25 protein-coding genes and 1 tRNA gene are annotated in these 25,208 nt (G+C 71.5%); 6 read left to right on the top strand and 20 right to left on the bottom strand.

Annotated features, from left to right (window positions below; genetic code table 11):
- Positions 1–185: 185 nt before the first annotated feature.
- Both RBR11_RS09325 and prfB read right to left on the bottom strand, forming a co-directional pair.
- Positions 186–812: a C40 family peptidase gene (locus RBR11_RS09325; protein ID WP_308489051.1), complete on the bottom strand. Its 627-nt coding sequence runs from the start codon at positions 810–812 to the stop codon at positions 186–188.
- A gap of 47 nt (positions 813–859) precedes the next feature.
- The gene (prfB, locus tag RBR11_RS09320; RefSeq protein WP_308489050.1) at positions 860–1,972 is read right to left on the bottom strand and encodes a peptide chain release factor 2; all 1,113 of its coding nucleotides are present in this window, start codon (positions 1,970–1,972) and stop codon (positions 860–862) included.
- 272 nt (positions 1,973–2,244) lie between these two features.
- On the opposite strand from prfB, the gene RBR11_RS09315 reads away from it, so the two are divergent.
- On the top strand, positions 2,245–3,357 hold the full coding sequence (locus tag RBR11_RS09315; RefSeq protein WP_308489049.1) for an HNH endonuclease signature motif containing protein: 1,113 nt from the start codon (positions 2,245–2,247) through the stop codon (positions 3,355–3,357).
- Positions 3,358–3,435: 78 nt separating this feature from the next.
- Positions 3,436–4,677, top strand: a complete 1,242-nt coding sequence (locus RBR11_RS09310; protein ID WP_308489102.1) for an MFS transporter — start codon at positions 3,436–3,438, stop codon at positions 4,675–4,677.
- Positions 4,678–4,685: 8 nt separating this feature from the next.
- Here the strand turns inward: RBR11_RS09310 and RBR11_RS09305 are convergent, their stop codons facing one another.
- The 10 genes from RBR11_RS09305 to RBR11_RS09260 form a co-directional block, all read right to left on the bottom strand.
- Positions 4,686–6,401, bottom strand: coding sequence for a PhnE/PtxC family ABC transporter permease (locus RBR11_RS09305; RefSeq protein ID WP_308489048.1), 1,716 nt, complete (start codon positions 6,399–6,401; stop codon positions 4,686–4,688).
- On the bottom strand, positions 6,398–7,261 hold the full coding sequence (gene phnC, locus RBR11_RS09300) for a phosphonate ABC transporter ATP-binding protein (RefSeq protein ID WP_308489047.1): 864 nt from the start codon (positions 7,259–7,261) through the stop codon (positions 6,398–6,400). Before phnC ends, RBR11_RS09305 begins: the two co-directional genes overlap by 4 nt.
- Positions 7,262–7,288: 27 nt before the next feature.
- A complete protein-coding gene (gene phnD / locus RBR11_RS09295) occupies positions 7,289–8,260 on the bottom strand; it encodes a phosphate/phosphite/phosphonate ABC transporter substrate-binding protein (protein ID WP_308489046.1) in 972 nt (323 codons plus the stop codon).
- 148 nt (positions 8,261–8,408) lie between these two features.
- Positions 8,409–8,858 carry a pilus assembly protein TadG-related protein gene (locus tag RBR11_RS09290; RefSeq protein ID WP_308489045.1) on the bottom strand — a complete coding sequence of 150 codons (450 nt, stop codon included), beginning with the start codon at positions 8,856–8,858 and terminating at the stop codon, positions 8,409–8,411.
- On the bottom strand, positions 8,855–9,349 hold the full coding sequence (locus RBR11_RS09285; protein WP_308489044.1) for a TadE family protein: 495 nt from the start codon (positions 9,347–9,349) through the stop codon (positions 8,855–8,857). Before RBR11_RS09285 ends, RBR11_RS09290 begins: the two co-directional genes overlap by 4 nt.
- Positions 9,315–9,731 (bottom strand): TadE family protein, encoded by a 417-nt coding sequence (locus RBR11_RS09280; protein WP_308489043.1) that lies wholly within the window; start codon positions 9,729–9,731, stop codon positions 9,315–9,317. Before RBR11_RS09280 ends, RBR11_RS09285 begins: the two co-directional genes overlap by 35 nt.
- A 7-nt stretch (positions 9,732–9,738) precedes the next feature.
- Complete coding sequence (locus RBR11_RS09275; protein WP_308489042.1) at positions 9,739–9,930, bottom strand: hypothetical protein; 192 nt, start codon at positions 9,928–9,930, stop codon at positions 9,739–9,741.
- A gap of 26 nt (positions 9,931–9,956) precedes the next feature.
- Positions 9,957–10,883, bottom strand: a complete 927-nt coding sequence (locus tag RBR11_RS09270) for a type II secretion system F family protein (protein ID WP_308489041.1) — start codon at positions 10,881–10,883, stop codon at positions 9,957–9,959.
- A complete protein-coding gene (locus RBR11_RS09265) occupies positions 10,880–11,734 on the bottom strand; it encodes a type II secretion system F family protein (protein WP_308489040.1) in 855 nt (284 codons plus the stop codon). Before RBR11_RS09265 ends, RBR11_RS09270 begins: the two co-directional genes overlap by 4 nt.
- The gene (locus tag RBR11_RS09260) at positions 11,731–12,897 is read right to left on the bottom strand and encodes a TadA family conjugal transfer-associated ATPase (protein ID WP_308489038.1); all 1,167 of its coding nucleotides are present in this window, start codon (positions 12,895–12,897) and stop codon (positions 11,731–11,733) included. Before RBR11_RS09260 ends, RBR11_RS09265 begins: the two co-directional genes overlap by 4 nt.
- A gap of 138 nt (positions 12,898–13,035) precedes the next feature.
- On the opposite strand from RBR11_RS09260, the gene RBR11_RS09255 reads away from it, so the two are divergent.
- Both RBR11_RS09255 and RBR11_RS09250 read left to right on the top strand, forming a co-directional pair.
- Positions 13,036–13,117: transfer RNA gene (locus tag RBR11_RS09255), tRNA-Leu, on the top strand.
- 184 nt (positions 13,118–13,301) lie between these two features.
- On the top strand, positions 13,302–14,006 hold the full coding sequence (locus RBR11_RS09250; protein ID WP_308489037.1) for a DedA family protein: 705 nt from the start codon (positions 13,302–13,304) through the stop codon (positions 14,004–14,006).
- A 1-nt stretch (position 14,007) separates the two neighbouring features.
- On the opposite strand, the gene ku is transcribed toward RBR11_RS09250, so the two are convergent.
- Positions 14,008–14,832, bottom strand: coding sequence for a non-homologous end joining protein Ku (ku, locus tag RBR11_RS09245; RefSeq protein WP_308489036.1), 825 nt, complete (start codon positions 14,830–14,832; stop codon positions 14,008–14,010).
- Between the two features lie 46 nt (positions 14,833–14,878).
- Between ku and ligD the strand changes: the two genes are divergently transcribed.
- Positions 14,879–16,909 (top strand): non-homologous end-joining DNA ligase, encoded by a 2,031-nt coding sequence (ligD, locus tag RBR11_RS09240; protein WP_308489035.1) that lies wholly within the window; start codon positions 14,879–14,881, stop codon positions 16,907–16,909.
- A 15-nt stretch (positions 16,910–16,924) separates the two neighbouring features.
- Here ligD and RBR11_RS09235 read toward each other — a convergent pair whose 3' ends face one another.
- The 4 genes from RBR11_RS09235 to murI form a co-directional block, all read right to left on the bottom strand.
- Entirely contained in the window at positions 16,925–17,854 is a 930-nt protein-coding gene (locus tag RBR11_RS09235; RefSeq protein WP_308489034.1) for a cation diffusion facilitator family transporter, read from the bottom strand.
- Positions 17,855–17,984: 130 nt separating this feature from the next.
- Positions 17,985–18,575, bottom strand: a complete 591-nt coding sequence (rdgB, locus tag RBR11_RS09230; RefSeq protein ID WP_308489033.1) for an RdgB/HAM1 family non-canonical purine NTP pyrophosphatase — start codon at positions 18,573–18,575, stop codon at positions 17,985–17,987.
- 114 nt (positions 18,576–18,689) lie between these two features.
- Positions 18,690–19,442 (bottom strand): ribonuclease PH, encoded by a 753-nt coding sequence (gene rph / locus RBR11_RS09225; protein ID WP_308489031.1) that lies wholly within the window; start codon positions 19,440–19,442, stop codon positions 18,690–18,692.
- A complete protein-coding gene (murI, locus tag RBR11_RS09220; RefSeq protein WP_308489030.1) occupies positions 19,439–20,272 on the bottom strand; it encodes a glutamate racemase in 834 nt (277 codons plus the stop codon). The genes rph and murI overlap by 4 nt, the downstream gene beginning before the upstream one ends.
- 63 nt (positions 20,273–20,335) lie before the next feature.
- On the opposite strand from murI, the gene RBR11_RS09215 reads away from it, so the two are divergent.
- On the top strand, positions 20,336–21,661 hold the full coding sequence (locus tag RBR11_RS09215; RefSeq protein ID WP_308489029.1) for a nicotinate phosphoribosyltransferase: 1,326 nt from the start codon (positions 20,336–20,338) through the stop codon (positions 21,659–21,661).
- Positions 21,662–21,685: 24 nt separating this feature from the next.
- Here RBR11_RS09215 and RBR11_RS09210 read toward each other — a convergent pair whose 3' ends face one another.
- Genes RBR11_RS09210 through RBR11_RS09200 form a run of 3 tightly spaced genes read right to left on the bottom strand, consistent with a single transcriptional unit; the run spans position 21,686 to position 24,998 of the window.
- Positions 21,686–21,952 (bottom strand): DUF3039 domain-containing protein, encoded by a 267-nt coding sequence (locus RBR11_RS09210; protein ID WP_308489028.1) that lies wholly within the window; start codon positions 21,950–21,952, stop codon positions 21,686–21,688.
- A gap of 44 nt (positions 21,953–21,996) precedes the next feature.
- Complete coding sequence (locus RBR11_RS09205) at positions 21,997–23,556, bottom strand: hypothetical protein (protein WP_308489027.1); 1,560 nt, start codon at positions 23,554–23,556, stop codon at positions 21,997–21,999.
- Positions 23,532–24,998, bottom strand: a complete 1,467-nt coding sequence (locus RBR11_RS09200) for an ATP-binding cassette domain-containing protein (protein WP_308489026.1) — start codon at positions 24,996–24,998, stop codon at positions 23,532–23,534. Before RBR11_RS09200 ends, RBR11_RS09205 begins: the two co-directional genes overlap by 25 nt.
- Positions 24,999–25,208 lie beyond the last annotated feature (210 nt).

The following is a 25,208-nucleotide window of genomic DNA, read 5'->3' as shown; positions in this document are numbered from 1 at the left end:
TGACCGCCACGATGAACATCACGACGGCACCGAACACGATCAGGACCAGCGCCGATTCACCGATCGTCTTCCACGTTCTGGTCGCGCTCATGACCTCACCGGCTCTCTTCGGATCGCGTTCATGTCGGAACTCGAGTCTACCGCCGCGCGGGGCCGCGGTCACAGGGCCCCGCGCGATCCTCCGATCAGAGCCGGACGTAGACCGGCGAGCCCCAGATCGGGCGGTGTTCGACGAAGCGCCCCCAGTCGGGCGAATCGATCATCCCGCCGGACCCGTCGTAGATCCCGATGTGCTGGCCGGGGTACCAGAGCAGATCGCCGGCCCGCGCCTCGGCGGGCGAGATGACGGTGCCCATCGCGGCCTGGTGGTCGGCGCCGCGGGGCAGGGAGATCCCGAAGTGCGCGAACACGTACTGCACGAGCCCGTCGCACGAGAACGAGTCGTTCGGGTTGTTCCCCGTCCCGTACGGGACCACGCCGACGAACCGCTGGGCGTACGCGATGACGGCCGAGCCGGAGTACGACTGCGCCGCCACGTCCGCCGACGACGACGCGGACGCGGTCGCCGCGCTCGTCGCCGCGGGAGCCGGCGGCGGGGGCGGCGGAACGTAGACCACGAACGCGCCGCGGACGGTGCCGGGCTGCTGTGCAGCTGCTGTCACGGTGTAGGACTGCGGGGGTGCGACGATCGAGACCGTCCTGGTCTGCTCCGGGTCATCGGCCGGGTGGGCCGCATACGCCGCGGTGGCGGCAACAGGGACGGTCAGGGCCGCGATCGCACAAGCGGCAGCCAGTCTTCGGGTGAAAGGCATCGGGGCCGACCATATGTCGGCCACCCGGGAGGAACCCGGGAATTCCCTCAGTCCTCGTCGTCCTTGCGCTTGCGCCAGCGGATCCCCGCGGAGATGAAGCCGTCGAGGTCGCCATCGAAAACGGTGGCAGGGTTGCCCGACTCGTGCCCGGTGCGCAGGTCCTTGACGAGCTGCTGGCCGTAGAGGAAGTAGGAGCGCATCTGGTCGCCCCAGCTCGCCGTGATGTTGCCGGCGAGCTCCTTCTTCTTCGCGGCCTCCTCCTCCTTCTGCAGCAGCAGCAGGCGGGTCTGCAGCACGCGCATGGCGGCGGCGCGGTTCTGGATCTGCGACTTCTCGTTCTGCATCGACACGACGATGCCGGTCGGGAGGTGCGTGAGGCGGACCGCGGAGTCGGTCGTGTTGACCGACTGGCCGCCGGGGCCGGAGGAGCGGAACACGTCGACGCGGATGTCACCCTCGGGGATGTCGACCTCGGTCGCCTCCTCCATGAGCGGGATCACCTCGACGGCCGCGAAGGACGTCTGGCGCTTGTCGGCGGACCCGAACGGGCTGATCCGGGCGAGGCGGTGCGTGCCGGCCTCGACCGACAGGGTGCCGAACGCGTACGGCGCGTCGACCTCGAACGTCGTGGACTTGATGCCCGCGCCCTCGGCGTAGGACGTGTCCATGACCTTCACCGGGTACTTGTGCCGCTCGGCCCAGCGCAGGTACATGCGCAGCAGCATCTCGGCGAAGTCGGTGGCGTCGTCTCCGCCCGCGCCGGAGCGGATCGTGACGATCGCGGCGCGCTCGTCGTACTCGCCGTCCAGCAGGGTCTGCACCTCGAGCTGGCTGATCGTGTCGGTGAGGGAGGCCAGCTCGGTGCGCGCCTCGGCGGCGGAGTCCTCGTCCTCCATCTCGTTGGCGAGGTCGATGAGCACCTCGAGGTCGTCGAGGCGCTGCTCGACCTCGGTGACGCGCTTGAGCTCGGCCTGCTTGTGGCTGAGCGCGCTGGTCACCTTCTGCGCCTTCTCCGGGTCGTCCCAGAGGTCGGGAGCGCCGGCCTCCTCGCTGAGGCGTGCGATGTCGGCGCGGACGGCGTCGACGTTCACGACCTCGCGGATGTCGCCGAAGGTCTGTCGGAGGGCCGCGATGTCGGCGGCGAGATCGAGTTCGAGCATGGCGGATCCAGACTATCGCGCACGCCCGTGCGGCGACGACCAGCGGGGCGTCGATCCGCACGCGACGAACCGCGTCCGTCGCGGAGCGCAACCGGCGAACACTTGTCACTTTCGAATCTTTGTTCTATACTGAGCGTATGGTGAGCAGCGAGGATCACGACACGCGGCTGGCGACCGCGAGCGAGGTCGTCGGTCATGTTCTGAGCGAGCTTTCTCGCAGCGATCATGAGGCGAATCGCCAGGGCGCCCTGCGATCCGAACGGATCCTGGAAGTGATCGGACTCGCGCGCCGACACCCCGACCTCTACACGGACGACGCGGACCCCGTCTTCGCCGAACGAGCGGCGGTCATGGATATCGCGGTGCGACTGCAGCTCTCCGAGGATCACGTGCGCGGCATGCAGGCGACAGCCGAGTTCGCGCGGTCGCTGCTCCCCGGTGTGTGGGATCGCGCGCGCAACGGATTCGCCTCCCCCGCGGTGGTGCACGACATCGTCTCGCGCGCGAGGGTGCTGGAGGCCCCTGTCGGTGCGCCGGACGACGTGGGAGACGCGGGCCGGGCCGCGATCGCCGCCGTGGATGACGCGGCCACCGCGTGGGTGCTCACCTGTCCGCCGGCGCTGCTGAGACGCAAGGTGCGCGGCCTGGTCGATCGTCTGCTCGGCGACGAGGCGGCGCGGCGGCACACCCGGGCGATGGAGCACAGAGGGGTGACCTTCTCGGAGGCGGGTGACGGCATGTCGTGGCTGACGATCCACGGCCCGACAGCCGACCTGCACGCGGCCTATCGTCGGCTGTCCGCGACGGCGAAGCACCTGCAGAAGACCGAACGCGACGGACGCACGCGCGATCAGATCCGCGCAGACCTGGCGGCGGCCTGGCTGACCGGCGTCGGCACGGCCACGGCGGTGAAGACGAAGGTGTTCGTCACGATCCCGGCGCAGTTGCTCGCCGGAGAGCCCGTCCCCGTGCAGCAGGCGGAGATCGTCGGCGTCGGGCCGATCGATCCGCTCTCCGCGAAGCAGATGCTCCTCGACGCCGGAAGCTTCCATCGCGTCATCACCGATCCGGTGAAGAACGTCATCCTGGACATGGACCGCCGCACCTACCGGCCCACCCGGGCGCAGCGCGACTGGCTCATCCTGCAGCACGGGACCTGCTCCAGGGACGGCTGCAGCCGCCTCGCCGTCGATGCCGACCTCGACCATGACCGGCCCTGGGCAGACGGCGGAACGACCGACGTCCGCCAGTTGCGCCCACTCTGCCCCCGGGATCACCGGCTACGACATCGCACCCGGTCGAGATACCGCACCAGGCCCGAGGAGCGCACCGTGCAGGTCGTCACACCCACAGGTTTCCGCAGCACGGCGCCGGCACCTTTCTGATCCGCCCTGCCCGCCGCTCGGGTCTACCGTGGAAGCGTGAGTGATCGAGCGTTGTCGGTGCTGTGGCGGTTCGGTCCGATGGTGTACCTGCCCACGCTGCTGTTCTCGCTCGGCGAGGGTGCGGTGGTCCCGCTCATCCCGGTCATCGCGTCGCACCGCGGTGCGACGCTCGCCTCGGCGGGTCTGATCGCCTCGGCGCTCGTCGTCGGACAGCTCTGCGGCAACATCCCCGCGGGGTGGCTGGTCGCGCGGCTCGGCGAGCGGATCACGATGGTGATCGCCGGATCCGTGTCGCTCGTGGGCGTCGTCGGCAGCGCGCTCGCGCCGAGCCTGGTGCTGTTCACGGTCGCCGTGTTCGTCGTCGGCATGTCCGCGGCGGCCTTCGGCCTCGCCCGGCACGCCTTCATGACCACCCGGGTCCCCCTCGCCTTCCGTGCGCGGGCGCTGTCGCTGCTGGGCGGATCCTTCCGCGCCGGGATGTTCGTCGGACCGTTCATCGCGGCCGCCCTGCTCGCGGTGTTCCACGACGCGACCGCGACCCTGTGGTTCTACGTCGTGTGCCTCGCCGTCCTCATCGTGCTCGTGCTGCTCGGACCGGATCCGGAGGCGCAGGCCGCCGCGGCGGACACCCCGCTCACGGTGTCGGAGGACACCGGCGAGGCGGTCAGCGGGTCGATCCCCGCGATCGAGCGATCGGGCGTCTTCCGCACGATGTGGCGGTATCGGGGCGTGCTGGGCCGGCTCGGGCTCGCGGCGGCCTGCCTGTCCGCGGTGCGCTCGGCGCGGCAGGTCGTGCTGCCGCTGTGGGGCGTCTCGATCGGGCTGGACGCGCCGTCCATCGCGCTCGTGGTCGGCGTCTCCGGGGCGATCGACTTCGCCCTGTTCTACGCGAGCGGGCAGGTGATGGACCGGTTCGGCCGGCTCTGGGCGGCCCTGCCCGCGATGGTGCTGATGGGATCCGGGTTCCTCGTGCTGTCGCTCACGCACGACGCGAGCACGAAGGTGCTCTGGTTCGGCATGATCGCCGCGGTGCTCGGCGTCGGCAACGGCCTGTCCAGCGGGATCCTGCTCACCCTCGGCGCCGACGTCGCGCCGCAGGGCGAGCCGGCCGCGTTCCTCGGATCATGGCGCACGCTCACCGACGCGGGCGGCGCGGCCGCACCGCTCATCTTCTCCGGCATCGCCGCGCTCAGCTCGCTCGCGGTCGGGGCCGCCGCCGTGGGGCTCATCGGTGTGATCGGCGCCGTCGGCTTCCTGCGCTGGATCCCCCGGTTCGCTCCGCGTCGCGCGGCGGACATGCCGCACGACGCGGCGGGGTGACCCGGCGGCTACCGGAACGCGTGGCGGAGGAACGCCGCGACGCCCTCGACCGCGAGCACGGCGACGAACACCATGAGCACGAGCAGCGTCACCTGGCCGTGCATCGACAGCATGGGCGAGGCGTTCGTGAGGTAGAAGCCGATGCCCGATCCGCCGACGATGCCGAGGATCGTCGCGGCGCGGATGTTCGTGTCGACGAGGTACAGGCTGTTGCCGATCAGCGACGGCAGCCCCTGCGGGAGGGTCGCCGCGAAGTAGCGCTGCGCGCGGGTGGCGCCGGCTGCGGTGAGCGCGCGCTCGGGCCCGGTCGGGACCTCCTCGAACGAGTCGGCGACGAGCTTGCCGAGCAGGCCGATGCCGCCGAAGGCGAGGGCGATCGCACCCGCCTGGTTGCCGAGGCCGGTGATCATGATGAGGAAGATCGCCAGGACGAGCTCAGGCACGCCGCGGACGATCACCAGGATCACGCGGAACGTGCTGCGCACCGCGTTGTTCGGCGCGACATTGCGCGCGGCGAACGATCCGAGCACGACCGAGAACACGAGCGCCAGCAGTGCCGCGGCGAACGCGACCTGGACCGTGACGAGCAGCGCGCCCGCGTACTCGCTGAACGCGTGCGTGCCGAGGCTCGGCGGCCAGAAGCTCGCGAGGGTCGGGCCGAGCTGGTTCCAGGACACGTCCGAGAGGCTGACATGGCTGATCGGGAAGCTCACGACGACGATCACGACCGTCACCCAGACGCCGATGTGGGTGCGCACCCGCGCCGCCGTCCACGGGCGGCGGCGCATGTCGGCGACCGTGATCCGGTCGGCGTCGTCCGCGCGGACCGCCGGCGGACGGCCGCCGGTCGCGCGCCGGACGATGACGTCGCCGATCCCCCGTCCGGTGGGCTGCACGCCGAGGAGGTTGCGCCGGACGACGGAGGAGACGATCTCCATCACGACGCAGAGCGCGAAGATGACGGCGGCGATACCGAGGCCGCGTCCGTACCCCTGCGGGAAGTTCTGGAAGGCGATCCGCATCGCGTAGCCGAGGCCGCCGACGCCGGCGTAGCCGAGGATCGCCGAAGAGCGCAGGTTGATGTCGAAGCGGTGCAGCGTCGTCGCGGTCCAGGACGGCAGAACCTGCGGGAAGACGCCGGACCAGAACTCCTGCGCGCGGGATCCGCCGGCGGCGCGGATCGCGAGGCGCGGGCCGTCGTCGATCTGCTCGATCGCGTCGGCGAAGAGCTTGGAGATCATGCCGACCGAGTGGATCCCGAAGGCGATGATGCCCGGGAGCGGGCTGCCGAGCACGAAGGCGAGCGACAGCGCGAGGGCGATGACGACATCGGGGATCGCGCGGGTGATCACGCCGATCGCACGGCCGAGGAAGCGCAGCCAGCCGGCCGGCGTGGTGTTCGCCGCGGAGATCCACGCGACCGGGACCGAGAGGATCGCGGCCATGACCGTGCCGAGGACGGTGATGCCGAGCGTGAGGCCGATCAGCGTGAGCAGGTCGGCGGGGCCCGGCAGGCTGATCGGATCCATCTTCGAGAACACCTTCACGGCGTTCTCCACGCTCGTGGCGAGGCTCGCCCCGCTGAACTCGAGCGTGCCGACGGAGAAGACGCCGAAGCCGAGCAGTGCCAGGATGACGATCCCGCCGACGATGCGCGCGTAGTCCGGGCGGCGGCGCGGCAGCGGCTCGCTGAAGGACGCGCGCACCCCCTGGACGGTCGTCACGAGGGGTTCCCCGCGGTGGCGAGCGCGGCCTCCCGGGCGGCGACCTGGGCCGCGGCGACAGCGAGCTCGGATTCGATGGCCTCGATCTGCGTCGTGGTGACGGCGACCCGGCCGTAGATCTCCATGACCTGCTCCTTGGAGAGGCCGGCGGCGGGCATGTCCAGGACGACCCTGCCGTGGCGGAGCCCGACGATCCGGTCGCCCCAGCCGAGGGCCAGGTCGACCTGGTGCAGGCTGCAGACGACGGTGAGCGACTCGTCGGCGGCGATCTCGCGGATCAGCCGCATGACCTGGTCGCTGGATTCCGGATCGAGCGAGGCGACGGGCTCGTCGGCCAGGAGGATCTCGGGGTTCTGCATGAGGGCGCGGGCGATCGCCACGCGCTGCTGCTGCCCGCCGGAGAGACGGTCCGAGCGCTCGTAGGCCTTCGAGAGCAGGCCGACCCGATCGAGGTGCTGCAGGGCGGCGGTCCTCATCGCCTGCGGGTAGGCCCACAGGCCCAGGCGCGGACCGGCGAGCCGGGACAGGCCGCCGGTGAGCACGTTCTCCAGCACCGTGAGGGACGGGACGAGCTCGAATCGCTGGAAGATCATCGCCACCCGCGAGCGCAGCGACCGCAGGTCGCCGGTGCGCAGCGACGGCACCTGCCAGTCGAGCACCTCGACCTCGCCGGTCGTCGGCCTCTCGAGGCCGTTGAGATGGCGGAGGAGAGTGGACTTGCCGGAGCCGGACAGGCCGAGCAGCACCACGACCTCCCCTCGGTCCACCGTCATGGTGACGTCCTGGAGGGCGACGGTCGAGCCGAAGTCCTTGGTGACGCCCTGGACGGAGATGATCGGGGAGGTCGTGGTGCTGCTCATGGCGTTGCTCCTGTCAGGCGGCCTGGATCAGGCCGCGCACTTCGCGGCGGCGATGTTCTTGCACAGGTCGAACAGCGGCTGGTAGTACGCCTTGTCGATCTTCTCCACGCCGAAGTAGTTCTTGGCGAATCCGTCGCTGAGCGTCACACCGGATCCCTTGACGGTGGCGAGCGACGCGTCCTGGAGCGCCTTGGTGAGTTTGTCCTTCACATCGGACGGCAGCTTGTTCGAGACGGTGAACGGACCGCCGACGACGAGCTCCTTGCCGACGACCTTGACCTCGCCCTTCTGGCTTCCGGCCTCGGCGATGGTGTCCTCGGCGAAGCCGGCGTCGCACTGACCGGCGGCGACGGCCTGCTCGGACTTGTCGTGCGCACCGGCGAACACCGCGGTGAAGTCCTTGAACTGCGGGTTGCCGTTCGCGTCGGTGCCGGTCGACTTCACGTCGAGGCCGGCCTTCTGCAGCTGGTACAGGCCGAAGAGGAAGCCCGAGGTCGAGTTCGGGTCGACGAAGCAGACCTTCTTGCCCTTGAAGCCGGCGACGGACGTGACGCCCGACTTCGGGTTGGCCATGGCCTCGGAGTAGTAGCCGGCCTTGGTGACGTTCGGCGAGTTCAGCTGGGCCGCGACCGGGCTGTAGTCGGCGCCCTTGTTGGTCGCCATGACGTACTGCAGACCGCCGGAGGTGGTGATGTCGGCCTTGCCGGCGACCATCGCGGCGATGAGCGCGGTGTAGTCGCTGGTCGGGAAGTACTCGACCTTGAGGCCGGTCTGCTTGGCGATGTAGTCCTCGATCGGCTTGTAGTTCTGGTCGGAACCGGCCTGGTCGGGGGTGGCGGCGAAGACGAGCGTGTCCGCGCTCTTGGCGAAGGTCCCCGCGGCGGAGGCGGAGGCGGTGGGCGTGCTGCCGTCGGCGGACGAGCACGCGGACAGGGCGATGGACGCCGCGGCCACGAGCGCAGCGACCCCCAGCAGGCGCCGGGTGTTGAGGATACGCATTCGAGAAGAGCCTTTCGGTTCGGGTGGGGCGGACGGGTGCCGTCGGCCCGCTCACCTCCAGAACGTAGGCACGCCCGGTGAACCCGACGCGAACAGAAGTTGTCTGCTCTTCTCAACATCTGGGATGTTTCGGTGACCGAGCGGTCGTTCACTCGAGAGCGGTGCGGCTCGTTCCGGTGGACTCGATCGTGAGCATCGACGGGATCAGCGGGCCGAGCAGCGGCGGCGTCCACGCGGTGCGGACAGTGACGCGGGCCGAGACGCCGTCCGGCGTGCCCGCCGAGGCCAGCTCGACGCGTCCGTCGAGGATCCCGATCACGGCCACCGCTTGATCCTGAATCGCGGCGTCGTCGAGCTCCGCCCGGATCGCCTCGCCCTCGACCTGCAATCGGAAACCGTCGGCTCCGGCGAGCGCGGCGGCGTCGGCCACGGAGTCGAGGCGCTTCTGCGCGATGTAGAGGTCGGTCGCGCACACGCAGACGTAGATGAGCGAGATCGCGAGCACGAGATAGCCGAGGATCAGCGGCATCGTGCTGCCCCGGTCGTCGTCGAGGAGCGCGTTGAAGCGTGCAGCCCGCACCCGGCGCACGCCGCTCATCCGGCGGTCCAGGTGCGCGACACCTTGTACGCGGAGGAGGCCTGGATCGGGACGCTCCCGGCCCGGTCGAGCCCGAACACGGGCGGGACGAAGGGCAGCGCCACCCGGGTGCTGACCGTGACGACGACGGTCGCCCCGGCCGAGGGGCATCCGGCGCCGGCGGGCGCGCATCGGACGTCGGTCTGCACCGCGGACGCATCCAGGCCGTATTCCCCGATCGCGGACCGTATCGCCGCGTCCGCCCGGACGTTCGCGTCGTCCGGGCCGGTGGCGGCGCTCATCATGCGAGCCGCGTGGCGGGCGGCGGACTCGACGCCGAGCACCTGGCCCTGGATGGTGCCGAGCGCGAGCACGAGGTAGACGAGAGGCACGAGCAGGATGACGCCGAGCGCGATGAACTCGAGCGCCGCCGACCCGCGCTCCCCCGAATCGCCCGGACCTGCCGCGAACAGCGGATCAGCCGTCCGCGGTGAGCGACTCCGCAGGAGCACGACCGGTCACCTCCAGCGCGGCGGGGATGCCGATCAGCCCGATGACCGGAAGGGACGTGCGGACGGTGATCTCCATCGTCGGCACGCCGAGTGCCGTCGTCTCGCGCACGCTCACGTCCCGGGCGTAGTCCCCGCCGATCGCCCGTCCGATCACGAGTTCGGTGCGCTGCACGCCCTCGCCGGGATCGGTGTCGGCGAGGGCCGCGACGTGCGCTCCCTCGACCGCGGCGTCGTGCACGACGTTGCGCACGTACACGGCGAGGGCGAACTGCAGCACGCCGAGCGTGAGCGCGGTGAGCAGCGCACCGACGAGCACGAACTCGACCGGGCTCGAACCCCGGTCGTCGGTCCACACCGCACGACTCCGCTCCACACCGCGCATGTGCGCCTCAGATACCGCCGACGCGGGAGATCGCCTGTTCGAACAGGTTGGTCAGCGCGGGACCGGCGACGGCCCAGATCAGAACGACCAGTCCTGCCGTCATCAAGGTGATCAAGACCCATCCCGGGACGTCTCCGCGCTCCGGATCGTCGGCGAGCACGCCGTCGTCGAGGTGGGGTGTTTGGTGATCTCTGAGCATGGCTTGCTCCTTTCGGACGAAGAGGCTCAGCCGAGGCCGAGCCGCAGGATGAAGACGCCGGGGAAGACGGCGAAGAGGACACTGAGGGGCAGAATCGCGAAGACCAGGGGCAAAAGCATGAGAATCTCCTTGCGCCCGGCCTGCTCGATGAGCCCGCGCTTGGTCTCCTCGCGCGCATCGGAGGCCTGCGCCTGCAGCACGGCGGCGAGCGGCGCCCCGCGCTCGAGCGCGGCGACGATCTGGTCGACCGCGCGGCTCAGCGACGGGATCTGCAGGCGGTGCGCGCAGTCGCCGAGCGCGTCGGCGAGGGAGGATCCGGTGTTCACGGCGAGGATCACGGCGCGCAGCTCCGCGCTCAGCTCGCCGGATCCCGCGACCGCCACCCGGCGGATCGCGTCGGGCAGGCCCTCCCCCGCGGACAGGCACAGGGCGAGGAACTCCAGCACCGTCGGCAGCTCCTCGGCCAGCCGCGCCACGCGAGCCTTCGCCCGGGCGCCGAGCAGGGCATCGCAGCCCACCCCGGCGATGACCGCGGCCAGCACGGGCAGCAGCACCACCGGCGGAGACAGACGGCCGGCGAGCACCAGCGCGATCGTCACCCCGGCGCCGATGCCGAGTCCGACGAGGACCCAGATCAACTGCCGGCTGCGGAACGCCGCAGGGCCGCCGCGCAGCCCGGCCTGGGCGAGCCGCAGCGCGACCCCCGCGTCTCCGCCGCCGAACAGGCCGAACGCGCCCTTGAGTCGTGCGGACCAGGATCCGCCGGCCGGCATCCGCCATGGCAGGCGCTCGGCGGAATCGCCGAGGTCGGTCACATCGCGCAGGTACGGCGCGATCCGCGACGTGAGGCTCGCCGCCCGCCAGCGCGGGAACGCGGCGAGCACGAGCAGCAGCCCGGCCGCGAGCACCCCGCCCAGCAGCACCGCGACCGCGACATCGGAGAGCACGCTCATCGGAACCACCGCCGCGGTTCGGGCAGACGGCCGATGCGCAGCATGATCCGGAAAGCCACGAACGACACCGCCGCCCCGCCGACGATGAGCGCCACGCCCGCCGGGCTCGTGTACGCCTCCGCGCCCTCGGGCCGGAGCAGCAGGAGGCAGAGGATCACCCACGGCGCGACGGCGCCGAGCACGGCAGCGCCGCGGATCCACGACTGCCGGGCTTCGACCTCGGCCCGCAGCGCGGCCTCGGCGCGGACCGAGCTCGACAGCGCCCGCAGCACCGCGCTGAGCTCGGTGCCGCCGACCTCGCGTGCCATCCGCAGGGTCTCCACGATGCGGTCTCCGACCGGATCCGCGAGCGCATCCTTCAAGTTCACCGCCGCGGCGTCGAACCGTCCGGTCGCGTGCAGATCGCGCGAGAACGCGGCGAAGGCCGGGCGCAGCGGCGTGGGCGCCGCCTCCTCGAGACCCGCGACCGCATCCGGCAGCGGCATGCCGACCCGGATCGACGCGATGAGCAGATCGCACACGTCGGGCCACAGTCCGCGCCGGAGACGCAGCAGCCGCTGTCGCCGCGATCGCAGGAAGACGATCGGCGCGGCGGCCGCGGCGACGGTGACGACCGCGGCGAACGCAGCGGTCCCGGTGCTCAACCACGCGGCCGCCCCGGCCACGAGTCCGGTACCGATGACGGTGACGACGAGCACCCGCGGATCGGCGCTGAATCCGGCCTCGCGCAGCAGCCGGGTGACCGCGCCGGGGCGCGGTGCCCGGGGCGCCTCCTCGCGTGCCGGCCACAGCCACGGCGCCGCGGCCAGCACGAGGCCCGCGGCGAGCAGGGCGCCCAGCAGGAGGGTCATGCGATCCGCTCCGCGAGCGCGACGGGAGCGGCATCGCCGTCGCGGTGCACGACCCGGTGCCGGATCCGGCCCGCGTCGTCGACACCGAGCGGCTCGATCACCTCGGCGATCCGCCGTGTGCCGTCGGCGTCACGCCGACAGTGCACGACGAGGTCGACGGACGCGGCGAGCGCGGGCGCGATGAACCCGCGGTCGATGTTGCGCCCCGCCAGCAGCGGCAGCATCGACAGCTTCTCGAGCGCCTCGGCGGCCGAGTTCGCGTGCACCGTGGCGGCGCCGGGGATCCCCGTGTTCAGCGCGAGCACGAGGTCGAGCGCCTCCGCGTCGCGCACCTCGCCGACCACGAGGCGGTCGGGGCGCATGCGCAGCGCCTCCTTGACCAGGCGGCGCAGGGTGATCTCACCCGTCCCCTCGAGGCTCGCCTGCCGCCCCTGCAGCGCGACCAGGTCGGGCGCCTCGACGCCCAGCTCGAACGTCTCCTCCACCGTGATCACGCGCTGATCCGCGCACTCCGCGACGAGGGCCGCCAGCAGCGTCGTCTTGCCCGCGTGCGTGGGTCCGGACACGATCACGCTGCGCCCGGCACGCATGGCGTCGACGAGCGTCTCCGCGACCGTCGCGGGCACCATCCCCTGCGCGACGAGGCTCGAAAGGCTCCGGTACCGCGGCAGGAACTTCCGGATGTTGACGGCCCAGGATCCGCGGACGACATCGGCGATCGCGACGTGCAGGCGCGATCCGTCGGGCAGGGACGCATCGACGAACGGCTGGCCGATGTCGACGCGGCGGCCGCTGCTGTGCAGCATCCGCTCGACGATGTCGCGCAGCTGCGCCTCGGCCAGCTCGATCGGGATCCGCTCACTGCGGCCCTCCCGCGCGACGAAGACGCGGTGCGGGCCGTTCAGCCAGATCTCCTCGATCGTGTCGTCCTCGAGCAGCGGCTGCAGCGGACCGTAGCCGGAGACGCCGGCGAGGATGTCGCGCACGCACGCGGCCTCGTCGTCGATCGTCGCCGCGCCGCGGGCGAGGGCCTGGTCGTTGTGCCGCCGCACCTCGAACTGCGCGATGCGCCGCGCCTCCTCCGGATGCTGGGAGGGATCGGTGCGCTCGGCCCGCAGCCGGGCGCGCACCCGTTCGGCGACGACGGCGGTGGACGGACTCACCCGGGCATCGTCGCAGGTTCGGGGAATCGGTCCCGAAAGTTATCCACAGGAGAAGTCGAAGCGCGCTCCGTCTCGCTGCACGGCCGTGGTCCTGCACGGACCGGCCCCGAGGGCGCGCTCAGTAGACTGGAGCCACTCGCGGGAGTGGTGAAATTGGCAGACACGCAGGATTTAGGTTCCTGTGCCTCCGGGCGTGTGGGTTCAAGTCCCACCTTCCGCACGAAAGCGCCGAGGCGCGGCCGCAGGGCCGCCCGCTGTCGGGTTCACACCCTTGCGCGGTGCGCTCCCAGCCGTACGACAAGCCCCCGCTCTAGACTCCTCTCATGCCGCAGTCTGCGGCGAGCGCCGTGCGACCCCGCGCGGCGGCTGGATCACCAGCGACGACCTCACGGACGGGAACACCTGTGCATCACGCCGCCCTCATCCCCTGGCTCGACCCGAACGCCATCATCCACGGCGCGGGACCCTGGGCGCTGCTCGTCGTGCTCCTCATCGTGTTCGCGGAGACCGGCCTGCTCGTCGGCTTCCTGTTCCCCGGCGACACGCTGCTGATCATCTCGGGACTGCTCACGCACACGAGCGACATCTTCGGGGTGAACATCTGGGTCGTCTGCGCGCTCATCGCGCTGGCAGCGTTCATCGGCGGTGAGGTCGGCTACTTCATCGGCCACAAGGCCGGGCCGGCGATCTTCGAACGCAAGGAGTCCGGCCTGTTCAGCCGGAAGAACGTCGAGCGCACGAACCACTTCTTCGACCGCTTCGGCGGGATGACCGTGGTCCTCGCCCGGTTCGTGCCCGTCGTGCGCACGTTCGCGCCGGTCGCCGCGGGCGTCGGTCACATGCCGTGGCGCCGCTACTCGCTGTACAACCTCATCGGCGCGGTCGTCTGGGGCTTCGTGATGACGATGCTCGGCTTCGTGATCGCGTACATCCCGTGGATCCGGGATCTGGTCACCCGCTACATCGACGTGATCCTGATCGGTGTGGTCGTCCTCTCCGCGGCGGTCACCGCCTGGCACTACTTCTCGGAGCGCCGCAAGGCGAAGAAGGAGGCCGCCGCGTCGACGACCGGCGCGCCGGTCGAAGCGACCGAAGCGACCGAGGCCTGACTCAGACCGCGTCGCGCTCGGCGTCCTCCCCGGATCCCGCCCGGGCGGCCCTGGACCGCTCGACGCTGGCCCGCAGCGCCTCCATGAGGTCGATGACCTCGCCGCCGCGCTCCTCCGTCGGAGCGAACGCGTCGGCGGCCTCGAATCCCTCGCCGGCCTCGATCTTCGCCTCGATGAGGGTGCGCAGCTCGACCTGGTACTCGTCGACGAACGCGGCCGGGTCGAAGTCCGCGGAGAACCCCTCGACGAGCGTCGCCGACAGCTCGAGCTCCTTGTCGGAGATCTTCACGTCCTCCTGCAGCGCCGGGAAGTCGGCCTCGCGCACCTCGTCGGCCCAGAGCAGGGTCTGCAGCACGAGCACGTCGCCGCGCACGCGCAGAGCGGCGAGCCGGGTCTTCTGCCGCAGCGTGAACCGCACGATGGCGGTGCGATCCGTGGCCTCGAGGGTCTTCCGCAGCAGCACGTACGCCTTGGGCGAGGATCCGTCCGGCTCGAGGTAGTAGGGCTTGTCGAGCGTGAGCAGGTCGATCTGATCGGTCGGCACGAACTCGACGACGTCGATCTCGCGGCTGCGCTCGGAGGGCAGCGCGTCGAGGTCGTCCTTGGTGAGCACGACGGTCTGCGCCTCGTCCTGATAGGCGCGGTCGATGTCCGTGAAGGCGACGGTCTCGCCGCACACCTCGCAGACCCGCTTGTAGCGGATCCGTCCGCCGTCCGCGCCGTGCACCTGGTGCAGCGACACGTCGTGATCCTCGGTCGCCGAGTACACCTTGACCGGCACGTTGACCAGGCCGAAGGTGAGCGCGCCCTTCCAGATCGTCCTCATGGCACCAGTACACACCACCGGCGCAGCCGCGGGATAGCCTGACGACATGGCAGACGGCCCGCAGATCGTGCGCATCGGCGACCGGCGTCTGCGCGTCACGAACCTCGACAAGGTCGTCTACCCCGAGACCGGCACCACCAAGGGCGAGGTCATCGACTACTACGCCAGGATCGCCCCGGTCCTGCTGCCCGCCGTCGCGGGCCGGCCGGTCACCCGCAAGCGCTGGGTCGAGGGGGTCGGCACGGCCGCGGATCCGCAGGGGTCGTTCTTCGCCAAGCAGCTCGAGCCGGGCGCGCCGTCGTGGATCCGCCGGCTGCCGATCCCGCACTCCGGCGGTGCGAAGGAGTATCCGCTCGTGGACGAGGTCGCGACCCTCGTCTGGATGGCGCAGGTCGCCGCGATCGAGCTGCACATCCCGCAGTGGCGGTTCGCCCCGGACGGCGGACGCGGCGACCCCGACCGGCTCGTGCTGGACCTGGATCCCGGGCCGGGCGTGACGCTCGCGCAGTGCGCCGAGGTGGCCCTCATCGCGCGCGGGATCCTCGCCGGGATGGGCCTGGATCCGGTCCCCGTGACGAGCGGCAGCAAGGGGATCCACTTGTACGCCGCGCTGCCCGGCGACCGCACGAGCGACGAGATCTCCACGATCGCGCACGCGCTGGCCCGGGCGATCGAGACCGATCATCCCGCGCTCGTCACGAGCGTGATGACGAAGACGCTGCGCGCCGGGAAGGTGTTCCTCGACTGGAGCCAGAACAACGGCAAGAAGACGACGATCGCACCGTACTCCCTGCGCGGCCGCCCGCAGCCGTGGGTCGCCGCTCCCCGCGCCTGGGAGGAGCTGGAGGATCCGGATCTGCGCCAGCTGCGCTTCGACGAGGTGCTGGAGCGCGCCGAGTCGGGGATGGATCCGTTCGCGGCGCTGTCGGCGCATGATCCACTCGCGGCGACGGCGCCTCCCCCGAGCCCGGCCCGGGCCCCGATTCCGACGCTCCGGCCGCAGATTCGGGGCGCAGACTCCGGTTTCGGGGCGCGCCATGCCGCAGGATCCGGTCCGGCCGCGCCCCAAAACGACGAAATGCGCCCCGAACCGGCCGTCGACGGCGCCCCGCTCCCGGTCTACGCGCCCATGCTGGCCGAGCACGGCACACCCGGCACCGCGCGCGGGCTGGGCTGGGCCGAGATCAAGTGGGACGGGATCCGCGCGATCGGCACGTGGAGCGGCGGCCGGTTCCGGCTGCGCGGCCGCAACGGCACCGACATCACCGACCGCTACCCCGAGCTGACCGCCGACGGTGCGCCGGGCTTCGCGGTCGGCGAGGCCGTCGTGGACGGCGAGATCATCGCCTTCGACGCCGCGGGCCGGCCGAGCTTCTCCCGGCTGCAGGATCGCATGCACCTCACCCGCGCGCGGGAGATCGAGCGGGAGGTGATCCGCACCCCGGTCCGCTACCACCTCTTCGACCTGCTGCGGCTCGAGGGGCACGACGTCACCGGGCTGCCGCTGCGCGACCGCCGCGAGCTGCTCGAGCGGATCGCCGCCGACCTGCCCGCCCCCGTCGTGGTCCCGCCCGTGTTCGACGACGTCGACGCCGCCCTCGCGACGAGCAGCGCGCTCGACCTCGAAGGGGTCGTCGTGAAGGATCCCGCGTCCGGCTACATCCCGGGCGGCCGCTCGCCGCGGTGGCTGAAGATCAAGCTCACCCGGGCGCAGGAGGTCGTGGTCGTCGGGATCCGTCCCGGCAGGGGCGATCGGGCGGGACGGATCGGATCCCTGCTGCTCGCGATCCCGGATCCGACCCTGCCCTCGGGCCTCAGCTACGTCGGCCGGGTGGGCACGGGGTTCACCGACCGGGCGCTGCGAGACCTCGGCGCCCTGCTGGACCCGCTGCGCACGGACGCCCCCGCGGTCGACGGCGTCCCCGAGGCCGACGCGTCGGACGCGCTCTGGGTGCGCCCCGAGCTCGTCGGGGAGGTCGAGTTCTCGAACTGGACCCCGGATCGGGTCCTGCGTCACTCGCGCTGGCGGGGGCTGCGGCCCGACAAGACACCGGACGAGGTCGTCGTCGAGGGCTGAGCCGCCCGGCGGCGGTCAGGCGTGTGTGGCCTCGCAGTCCGCGTTGCCGAGACCGGACCGGTCCGGCTCGATCTGGAACGTGGAGTGCTCGACGTCGAAGTGCTCTTCGAGGCAGGTCTGCAGCTGGGTGAGCAGCGTGGAGGCTCCCCCGTTCTCGAGCGCGTCCGGCTGGACCGACACGTGGGCGGTGAACACCGGGGCGCCGCGGGTCAGCTGCCACACGTGCACGTCGTGCACGCCCGTGACGCCCGGGTAGTCGAGCAGGTGCTCGCGGATCTCGCTCACCGCGGTGCCCTTCGGCGCGGATTCGGCGAGCACCGAGAACACCTCGCGCAGCAGCGAGATCGCACGCGGGATGATCATGGCGGCGATCAGGAGCGAGGCGATCGCGTCGGCGGGCGCCCACCCGGTGGTGACGATGACGATCGCGGCGACGATGACCATGGCCGAGCCGATGAGGTCGCCCATCACCTCGAGGTAGGCACCGCGGACGTTGATGCTGGTGCGCTGCGCGGCGCTGAGCAGCCACATCGCGATCGCGTTCGCGACGAGACCGACCGCGGCGACGATCAGCATGAGGGTTCCCGCGACCTGGACCCCGGTCGGGTGGAGCAGCCGGGTCACGCCCTCGTACGCCACCCAGGCCGACAGCAGGATCAGGATGATCGCATTGATCAGCGCCCCGAACACCTCTGCGCGCTGGTACCCGAACGTGCGCCGGTCATCCGCGGGGCGGGCGGCGACCGCGCTCGCGATCAGCGCGATGACGAGGGCGGACGCGTCGGTGAACATGTGCGCGGCGTCCGCGAGCAGGGCGAGGGACCCGGACAGGATCGCTCCGACGACCTGCACGAGCATGATCACGCAGGTCAGCGTCAGGGAGATCGCGAGCAGGCGGCGGTGCCCTGCGGAGCGGATCCCTGTGGCGGGGGCGTGATCGTGCATGCTTCCAGCGTAGGGCGGGTATCCCCCGGTCGGAGCCGTTTTCGGCTAGTCGGGAACGGGAACGATTCTCAGTTGCGCGGCGGGCGCGACGTGCGCTGAGGCGGACGGCGCCTCGGAGTCCGGCGAGCCCTCAGAGCTCGGCGAGCAGCGGGACCAGCGCGACGAACGCACGGGCGCGGTGGGACTGCGCCTGTTTCTCGTCCGCGGTGAACTCGCCGACGGTGCGCGCGGGGGCGGTCTGCCCGTCCGGCACGAACACCGGGTCGTAGCCGAAGCCGCCGTCGCCGGCCGCGGCGTGCGCGAGGCGTCCCGGCCAGTCGCCGCGGACGGTCCACTCCCGGCCGTCCGGGGTGACCAGCGCGATCACGCTGACGAAGTGCGCAGCCCGGTGCGGATCCGCGATGTCGCGCAGCTGGTCCAGCAGCAGGTCGCGGTTGGCGATCGCGTCCTTGTGCTGCCCGGCCCAGTACGCGGAGAACACGCCGGGCGAGCCGCCCAGCACGTCCACGGCGATCCCGGAGTCGTCGGCGAGCGCCGGCAGTCCGGTGTGCGCGGCGGCGGCGCGGGCCTTGATGAGCGCGTTCTCCTCGAATGTGACGCCGTCCTCGACCGGCTCGGGCCCGTCGTAGCCGACCACCTCGAGATCGGGCCGGGTCGCGGCGACGATCCCGCGGAACTCCTCGACCTTGTGCGGATTGTGCGTCGCGAGGACGATCCTCATCCGTGTCCCACTTTCTGCTGGGTCGTGTCCCGATTTCTGTTGCCGGATCCCCTCTCCGACAGCAGAAAGTGGGACACGGTCAGTGATGGTGCGCCGTCGGCCGGTCGGCGCCCGTCAGTCCGCGAGCGCGGCGAGCTGGTGGTCGCGCAGGTCGGCGCAGCCGTTCACGCCGAGCTCGAGCAGGGCGTCGAGCTCGCGCTTGTCGAACGGCGCGCCCTCGGCCGTGCCCTGCACCTCCACGAACAGACCGCGGCCGGTCACGACGACGTTCATGTCGGTCTCGGCGCGGACGTCCTCGACGTAGGCCAGATCCAGCATGGGCTCGCCGTCGATGATGCCGACCGAGACCGCCGCGACGGAGTCGAGGAGCACCTGCGACTTCTGCGCGATGAACTTCTTCCGCCGTCCCCACTCGATCGCGTCGGCGAGGGCGACGTAAGCGCCCGTGATCGCCGCGGTGCGGGTGCCGCCGTCGGCCTGCAGCACATCGCAGTCGATGACGATCGTGTTCTCGCCGAGCGCCTTGGTGTCGACCACGGCGCGCAGCGCGCGGCCGATCAGGCGGGAGATCTCGTGCGTGCGCCCGCCGATGCGGCCCTTCACGCTCTCCCGGTCGTTGCGCTCGTTGGTCGCGCGCGGGAGCATCGCGTACTCCGCGGTCACCCAGCCCTTGCCCTTGCCGGTCAGCCAGCGCGGCACGCCGTTCGTGAACGACGCCGTGCAGAGCACCTTCGTGCCGCCGAAGCTGATCAGGGCGGATCCCTCGGCCTGGGCGCTCCAGCCGCGCTCGATCGTGATCAGGCGGAGCTGGTCGACGGACCGGCCGTCCTTGCGGACGGTGCCGGTGGTCGTGGCGGAATCGGTCATGAGGTCTCCTCCAGGTAGGACAGGTCGATGACGCCGGTGTGCACGAGCTGCACGTCGCGCACCTCCTGGCCCATCAGGCGGTTGGCGAGCGCGGTGAACTCCTCGGTGGTGTCACCGGTCGCCTCGTACACGTAGCGGGGGCGCGCGTCGGGGGACGCCAGCAGGTCGCCGCGCACGAGCTGCCGGTACACGTCGCCGGCGGTCTCGTCGTCGCTCGACACGAGCGACACGCCCTCCCCCATCACGTAGCCGATCGCGCCGCGCAGGAACGGGTAGTGCGTGCAGCCGAGCACGAGCGTGTCGACGTCGGCGTCGCGCAGCGGCGCGAGGTAGTCCTCTGCGACGCGGAGCACCTCGGCGGTGTCGGTGATCCCGGCCTCGACGAACTCCACGAAGCGCGGGCAGGCCGCCGCGAACACGGAGAGGTTCTCGTTCACCTCGAGCATGTCCTGGTAGGCGCGGGATCCGATCGTCCCGATCGTGCCGATCACGCCGATCCGGCCGTTCCGGGTGGTCGACATCGCACGCCGCACGGCCGGGCCGATGACCTCGACCACGGGCACGTCGTAGCGCTCGCGGGCGTCCCGCAGCATCGCAGAGGAGGCGGTGTTGCACGCGATCACGAGCATCTTCACGCCCTGATCGACGAGCGTGTCCAGCACCTCGAGCCCGTAGCGGCGCACGTCCGCGATCGGCTTGGGGCCGTAGGGCGAGTGCGCGGTGTCGCCGATGTAGACGAAGGACTCGCGGGGCAGCTGGGCCCGGATCGCCCGGGCGACGGTGAGACCGCCGACACCGGAGTCGAAGATCCCGATCGGCGCGTCGTTCATGATGCACCAGCCTATCCTCCGGCGTCCCCGCCCCGGGCGCGCACCGCCCGTATGCTGATCGCTGTGACCCCGTCGAGCGCCCTCAAGACCGACCGCTACGAGCTCACGATGCTCGAGGCCGCACTGCGCGACGGCACCGCCGCGAGGCCCTGCGTGTTCGAGCTGTTCACCCGGCGCCTCTCCGGCGGGCGCCGCTTCGGCGTGGTCGCCGGAACCGGGCGCCTGCTCTCCCTGCTGCGCGAGTTCCGGTTCGGCGAGGAAGAGCTGCGCTACCTGCGCGACGCGGACGTGGTCGACGCGGCCACCCTCCGCCACCTCGAGGCGTACCGCTTCCGGGGCACGATCCGCGGCTACCGGGAGGGCGAGCTCTACTTCCCCGGATCCCCCGTGCTCACCGTCGAGGGCACGTTCGCCGACGCGGTGGTCCTGGAGACGCTCGCGCTCAGCGTCCTCAACCACGACTCGGCGATCGCGACCGCCGCCTCCCGGATGAGCATCGCGGCCGGTGAGCGTCCGCTGGCGGAGATGGGATCGCGTCGCGCCGCGGACGACTCGGCCGTGGCTGCCGCCCGCGCCGCGTTCATCGCCGGCTTCGGCGCGACGAGCAACCTGGAGGCCGGCCGCCGCTGGGGGATCCCGACGATGGGCACCGCGGCGCACGCCTGGACCCTGCTGCACGACAGCGAGGAGGACGCGTTCCGCGCGCAGATCGAGGCACTCGGCACCGGCACGACTCTGCTCGTGGACACCTACGACATCCGCGCCGGGGTGGAGACCGCGATCCGCGTCGCCGGCACCGGGCTCGGCGGGGTCAGGATCGACTCCGGCGACCTGCCGATCGTCGCCGCGGCGGTGCGCGAGCAGCTCGACGGCCTGGGCGCCACCGGTACCCGGATCACCGTGACGAGCGATCTGGACGAATACGCGATCGCCGCCCTCGCCGCGTCCCCCGTCGACGCGTACGGCGTGGGCACGTCGGTGGTCACCGGATCCGGCTATCCGACGGCGAGCATGATCTACAAGCTCGTCGCGCGGCAGGGCGCGGACGGCGGCTGGATCTCCGTCGCGAAGGCCTCGGCGGACAAGGCGTCCAAGGGTGGGCGGAAGGCCGCGTTCCGGATCCTGGCGGACGGCGTGGCGCAGTCCGAGACCGTGGTCGTGTCGGACGGCTTCGAGGAGCTCGGCGGGTCGCAGGAGCACCCGGGCGGACGGGCGCTGCAGGTCGTGTTCGTGGACCACGGCGAGATCGACGCGTCCTCCGAGGGTCACGCCGGCACGGTCGCCGCGCGGGCGCACCATCTCAGGGTGCGCGAGGAGCTGCCGGTGCGGGCCCTCGCGCTGAGCAGGTCGGATCCGGCGATCCCGACGGTGTACGTCGACGCGGAGTAGGGCGGTCCCTGAGGCTGCCGAGGGTCAGCCCATCAGGGACTCGTAGATCTCCTTGCACGTGGGGCACACCGGGAACTTCTCCGGGTCGCGGCCCGGCGTCCACTTCTTGCCGCACAGCGCGCGCACCGGTTTGCCGGTGAGCGCGGACTCGAGGATCTTCTCCTTCTTCACGTAATGGGAGAACCGCTCGTGGTCCCCCGGCTCCTGGAGCTCCTCGTTGAGGAGCTGCTCGAGTTCGCGATCGAGGGTGGCGATGCCTCCCTGATCCGGGGCGTCCAGCGGTGTGCTCATGCTCGCGATTCTAATCGCGCTCGGCCCGGGAGGGGCCGTGTCTGTCAGGCCGTCTCGACGAACTCCATCAGCTCGGCGCCGCGTCGCTCGAACGAGCGACCGCCGATCAGCACCCCGCCGACGAGCACGACGACGCCGGTGACGAGCCCCACCCACAGCGCCGGAGCGGTGGAGGCGCCCGGCGTGCCCAGCGCAGGCCAGGCGAGCAGAATCGCCGGCGCGGACAGCACGACCGCACCGATCAGGGTGCCGGCCTGACCGAGCGCGCCGCCCCGGGAGCGCTGCGGCTGCTGGAACGGGCTGTCGCCCGGCCGCGACACCGCATAGGGGGAGAGCACGGAGAAGATGCTCGCGAGCCCCAGTCCGGTCAGGAACAGGCTCGCGACCACGCCGACGAGCGCCGGCAGCAGCGACCACCGGCCGACCACGGCGAGCGTGATCGGGATCGCGACCGCGAGCGTCGGCAGGGCGATCAGCGCGACCGGGACGAGACGCCCGAGCCGGTCGGGCACGCCCCGCACGCCGCTCGCGACATGGATCCAGAACGCGGTCGAGTCGTAGGCGACGTCGTTGTGCGGCAGCCATCCGAAGAACAGCGCCATGACCACGACCGGCAGGATCGCGGCGAGCCCCAGCGGCACCCCGGCGACCAGCAGCGGCGCCACGGTGAGCACGCCGGCGATCGGCACGATCACGACGTTGACGACGTAGCGGCGGTCGCGCAGCCAGTACACGAGACTGCGCGCGGCGACCGCGCCGAACGCGGTCGAGGGCAGCAGCGCGAACCAGCCGAGGCCGGGTCGTTCGCGGACCGCGGACCGGCGGTCGATCGTGCGCAGCGCGCGCCGGACGAGCGCGACCCAGCCGGCGGCGACCACGGCGGCGGTGAGCACGGCGATGGCGATCCCGCCCGCCAGCCCGCCCTCCGTCTCGGCGAACGGGAGCGCGGCCGCGGCTCCGAACGGAGTGAACCCGAGCCCGCCCGCGATCCCGTGCAGCGGCGCAGGGACGGCACCGCCCCAGCCCAGGGACGCCACGAAGACGCACACCGGCACCGCGACGACGATGACCGCGAGCGCGAACAGCCCGGTCAGCTCGCGGGAGCGCCGCTCGGGCAGCAGCATGGCGCTGAGGGCCATGCCCGCGCGCGCGGCGAGCACCGCGGTGACCAGCACGAGCAGTCCGGAGAGCACGGCGAGCGCCCAGGGCGTGTCGAACCGGATCGCCAGCGCGACGACGGCGATCTCCACCACGAGCAGGGCGAGACTCGGCACGCTGACGAACGCCGCGAGCGTCAGGATCGCGGGCAGCGTGCGCGCGTCCGCCCCGAACACGACGAACCGGCGCGGATCCAGCTGATCGACGGTCCCGGACAGGATCGGCGCGACGAAGAAGCCCAGCACCACGGCCGAGCTGCCGAGCACCAGCACGACGTGTGCGACGGCCTCGGACGTGTGGGCGAGGCTCCGCACCGCGAGCACGGCGACGACGGTCGCGGCGATCGTGAGCGCGAGGGCGACGGCGGTGCGCATCACCCGACTGCGGTCCCCCCGGAGCGCGCCGAGCGCGAGCACGACCCTCAGTCGGAGAACGTGTGCAACCACTCGAGACCCTCCACCTCGCCTGCGCTGCCGGACAGCTCGACGAAGCGCTGCTCGAGGGTCTGCCCCGCGCGCACCTCGTCCACGGTGCCCTCCGCGAGGACCTCGCCGCCCACGATGATGGCGATCCGCGTGCACACCTGCTCGATCAGGTCCATGCCGTGGCTGGACAGCACCACGGTGCCGCCGTGCGCGACGTAGGCGCGGAGGATGTCGAGGATCACCCCGGAGGAAACCGGATCCACCGACTCGAACGGCTCGTCCAGCACGAGCACCCGCGGGGAGTGGATCATGGCGCCGGCGAGCATGATCTTCTTCGTCATGCCGGCGGAGTAGTCGGAGACGACGCGGCTGAGCGCGCCGGTGAGATCGAAGGCGCGCGCGAGATCCGCGACGCGCTTCTCCACGACGTCGGCGGACAGACCGCGCAGCAGCCCGTAGTTGTGCAGCAGCTGGCGCCCGGTGAGGCGGTCGAACGTGCGCAGGCGATCCGGGAGCACGCCGAGCACCTTCTTCGCCGCCCGGGGGTGCGCGGCCTGGTCGATGCCGCTGATCCACACGGTGCCGGCATCGGGGCGCAGCAGTCCGGCGATGATCGACAGCGTCGTCGTCTTGCCCGCGCCGTTCGGCCCGACGATCCCGTAGAAGGATCCGGCGGGCACGGTCAGGTCGATCCGGTCCAGTGCGACGGAGTCGCCGAAGCGCTTGACCAGTCCGCGCACGACGAGCGCGTGCCACTGCGCCGGCTCCTGTCCGGTCTCGGCGGCGTCTTCTGCGCTGTCCTCCGCCGTCGTCGATCCGATCCCCGGCTCAGTCGCCGAAGTCGCCCCCGGTTCGATGTCCACAGGAGCATCATCCCCTGCGACGGGCTCGGCCGGGGAGACGACGTTCTCAGCCGACTCGGTTTCCGGCTCCGGCTCGAATTCCTGTGCGGGCTCGACGTCCGGATCCGTCTTCGATTCCTCGATCCGCCCGCTCTCGACGGCGGTCGGCTCCTCGACGATCTCCTCGATCGCGACGCCTTCCTCGACGACCATGGTCGTGCTCGCCTGCGGGGCGCCCCCCTCCGCCGCGACGCGCTCCGCGGCGCGCGCAGGGACGGTCCGCTTCGCCTTCGCGAGGGGTGTCCTCTTGCCGGGAGCGCGCGGTGCGGTCGCCTTGACCGCCGCCACCTTCTCGGCCGTCTTCCTGGCCTCCGCCGCGACGACGTCGGCGTGCACGCTCGCGGCCTTCTGCGCGGCCGTCTTAGCGATGTCCGCCCGCGCGGCGGCCGTCCGCGCCTCCGCACGCCGTGCCGCCTCCGCCCGTTCCGCGCCGGCCTGGCTCTCGGCCTTCACCCGGGCCGTGTCGGCGGCGCTGTACGCGCCGTGCGAGGACGCCCGGCGAGGCTTCCGCGGCGGAGAGGGGTCGTGAGATGTGGAGGGATCTTTCGGCGCGGCGCTCATCGCCTCACGGTATCAACCGGGCCTGACAGCGGCGGGCAGGTACGGCGGCCGTGCGGCATACGGAAGGCGAATTTCACGGTCCGAAAACCTGTGAACCACCCGTAGACTTGGTAACGGAACGGCAACACGGGAGCCCTCTCACCGGTGATGCTCAGTGTGCACCGATAGCGTGAACACTGGCACGAGGAAGTGTCCTATCGGTGATGTAAC

This window comes from Microbacterium capsulatum (assembly GCF_030865425.1).
GTDB classification, from domain to species: domain Bacteria; phylum Actinomycetota; class Actinomycetes; order Actinomycetales; family Microbacteriaceae; genus Microbacterium; species Microbacterium capsulatum.
This window is presented reverse-complemented; position numbering and strand designations above follow the sequence as displayed.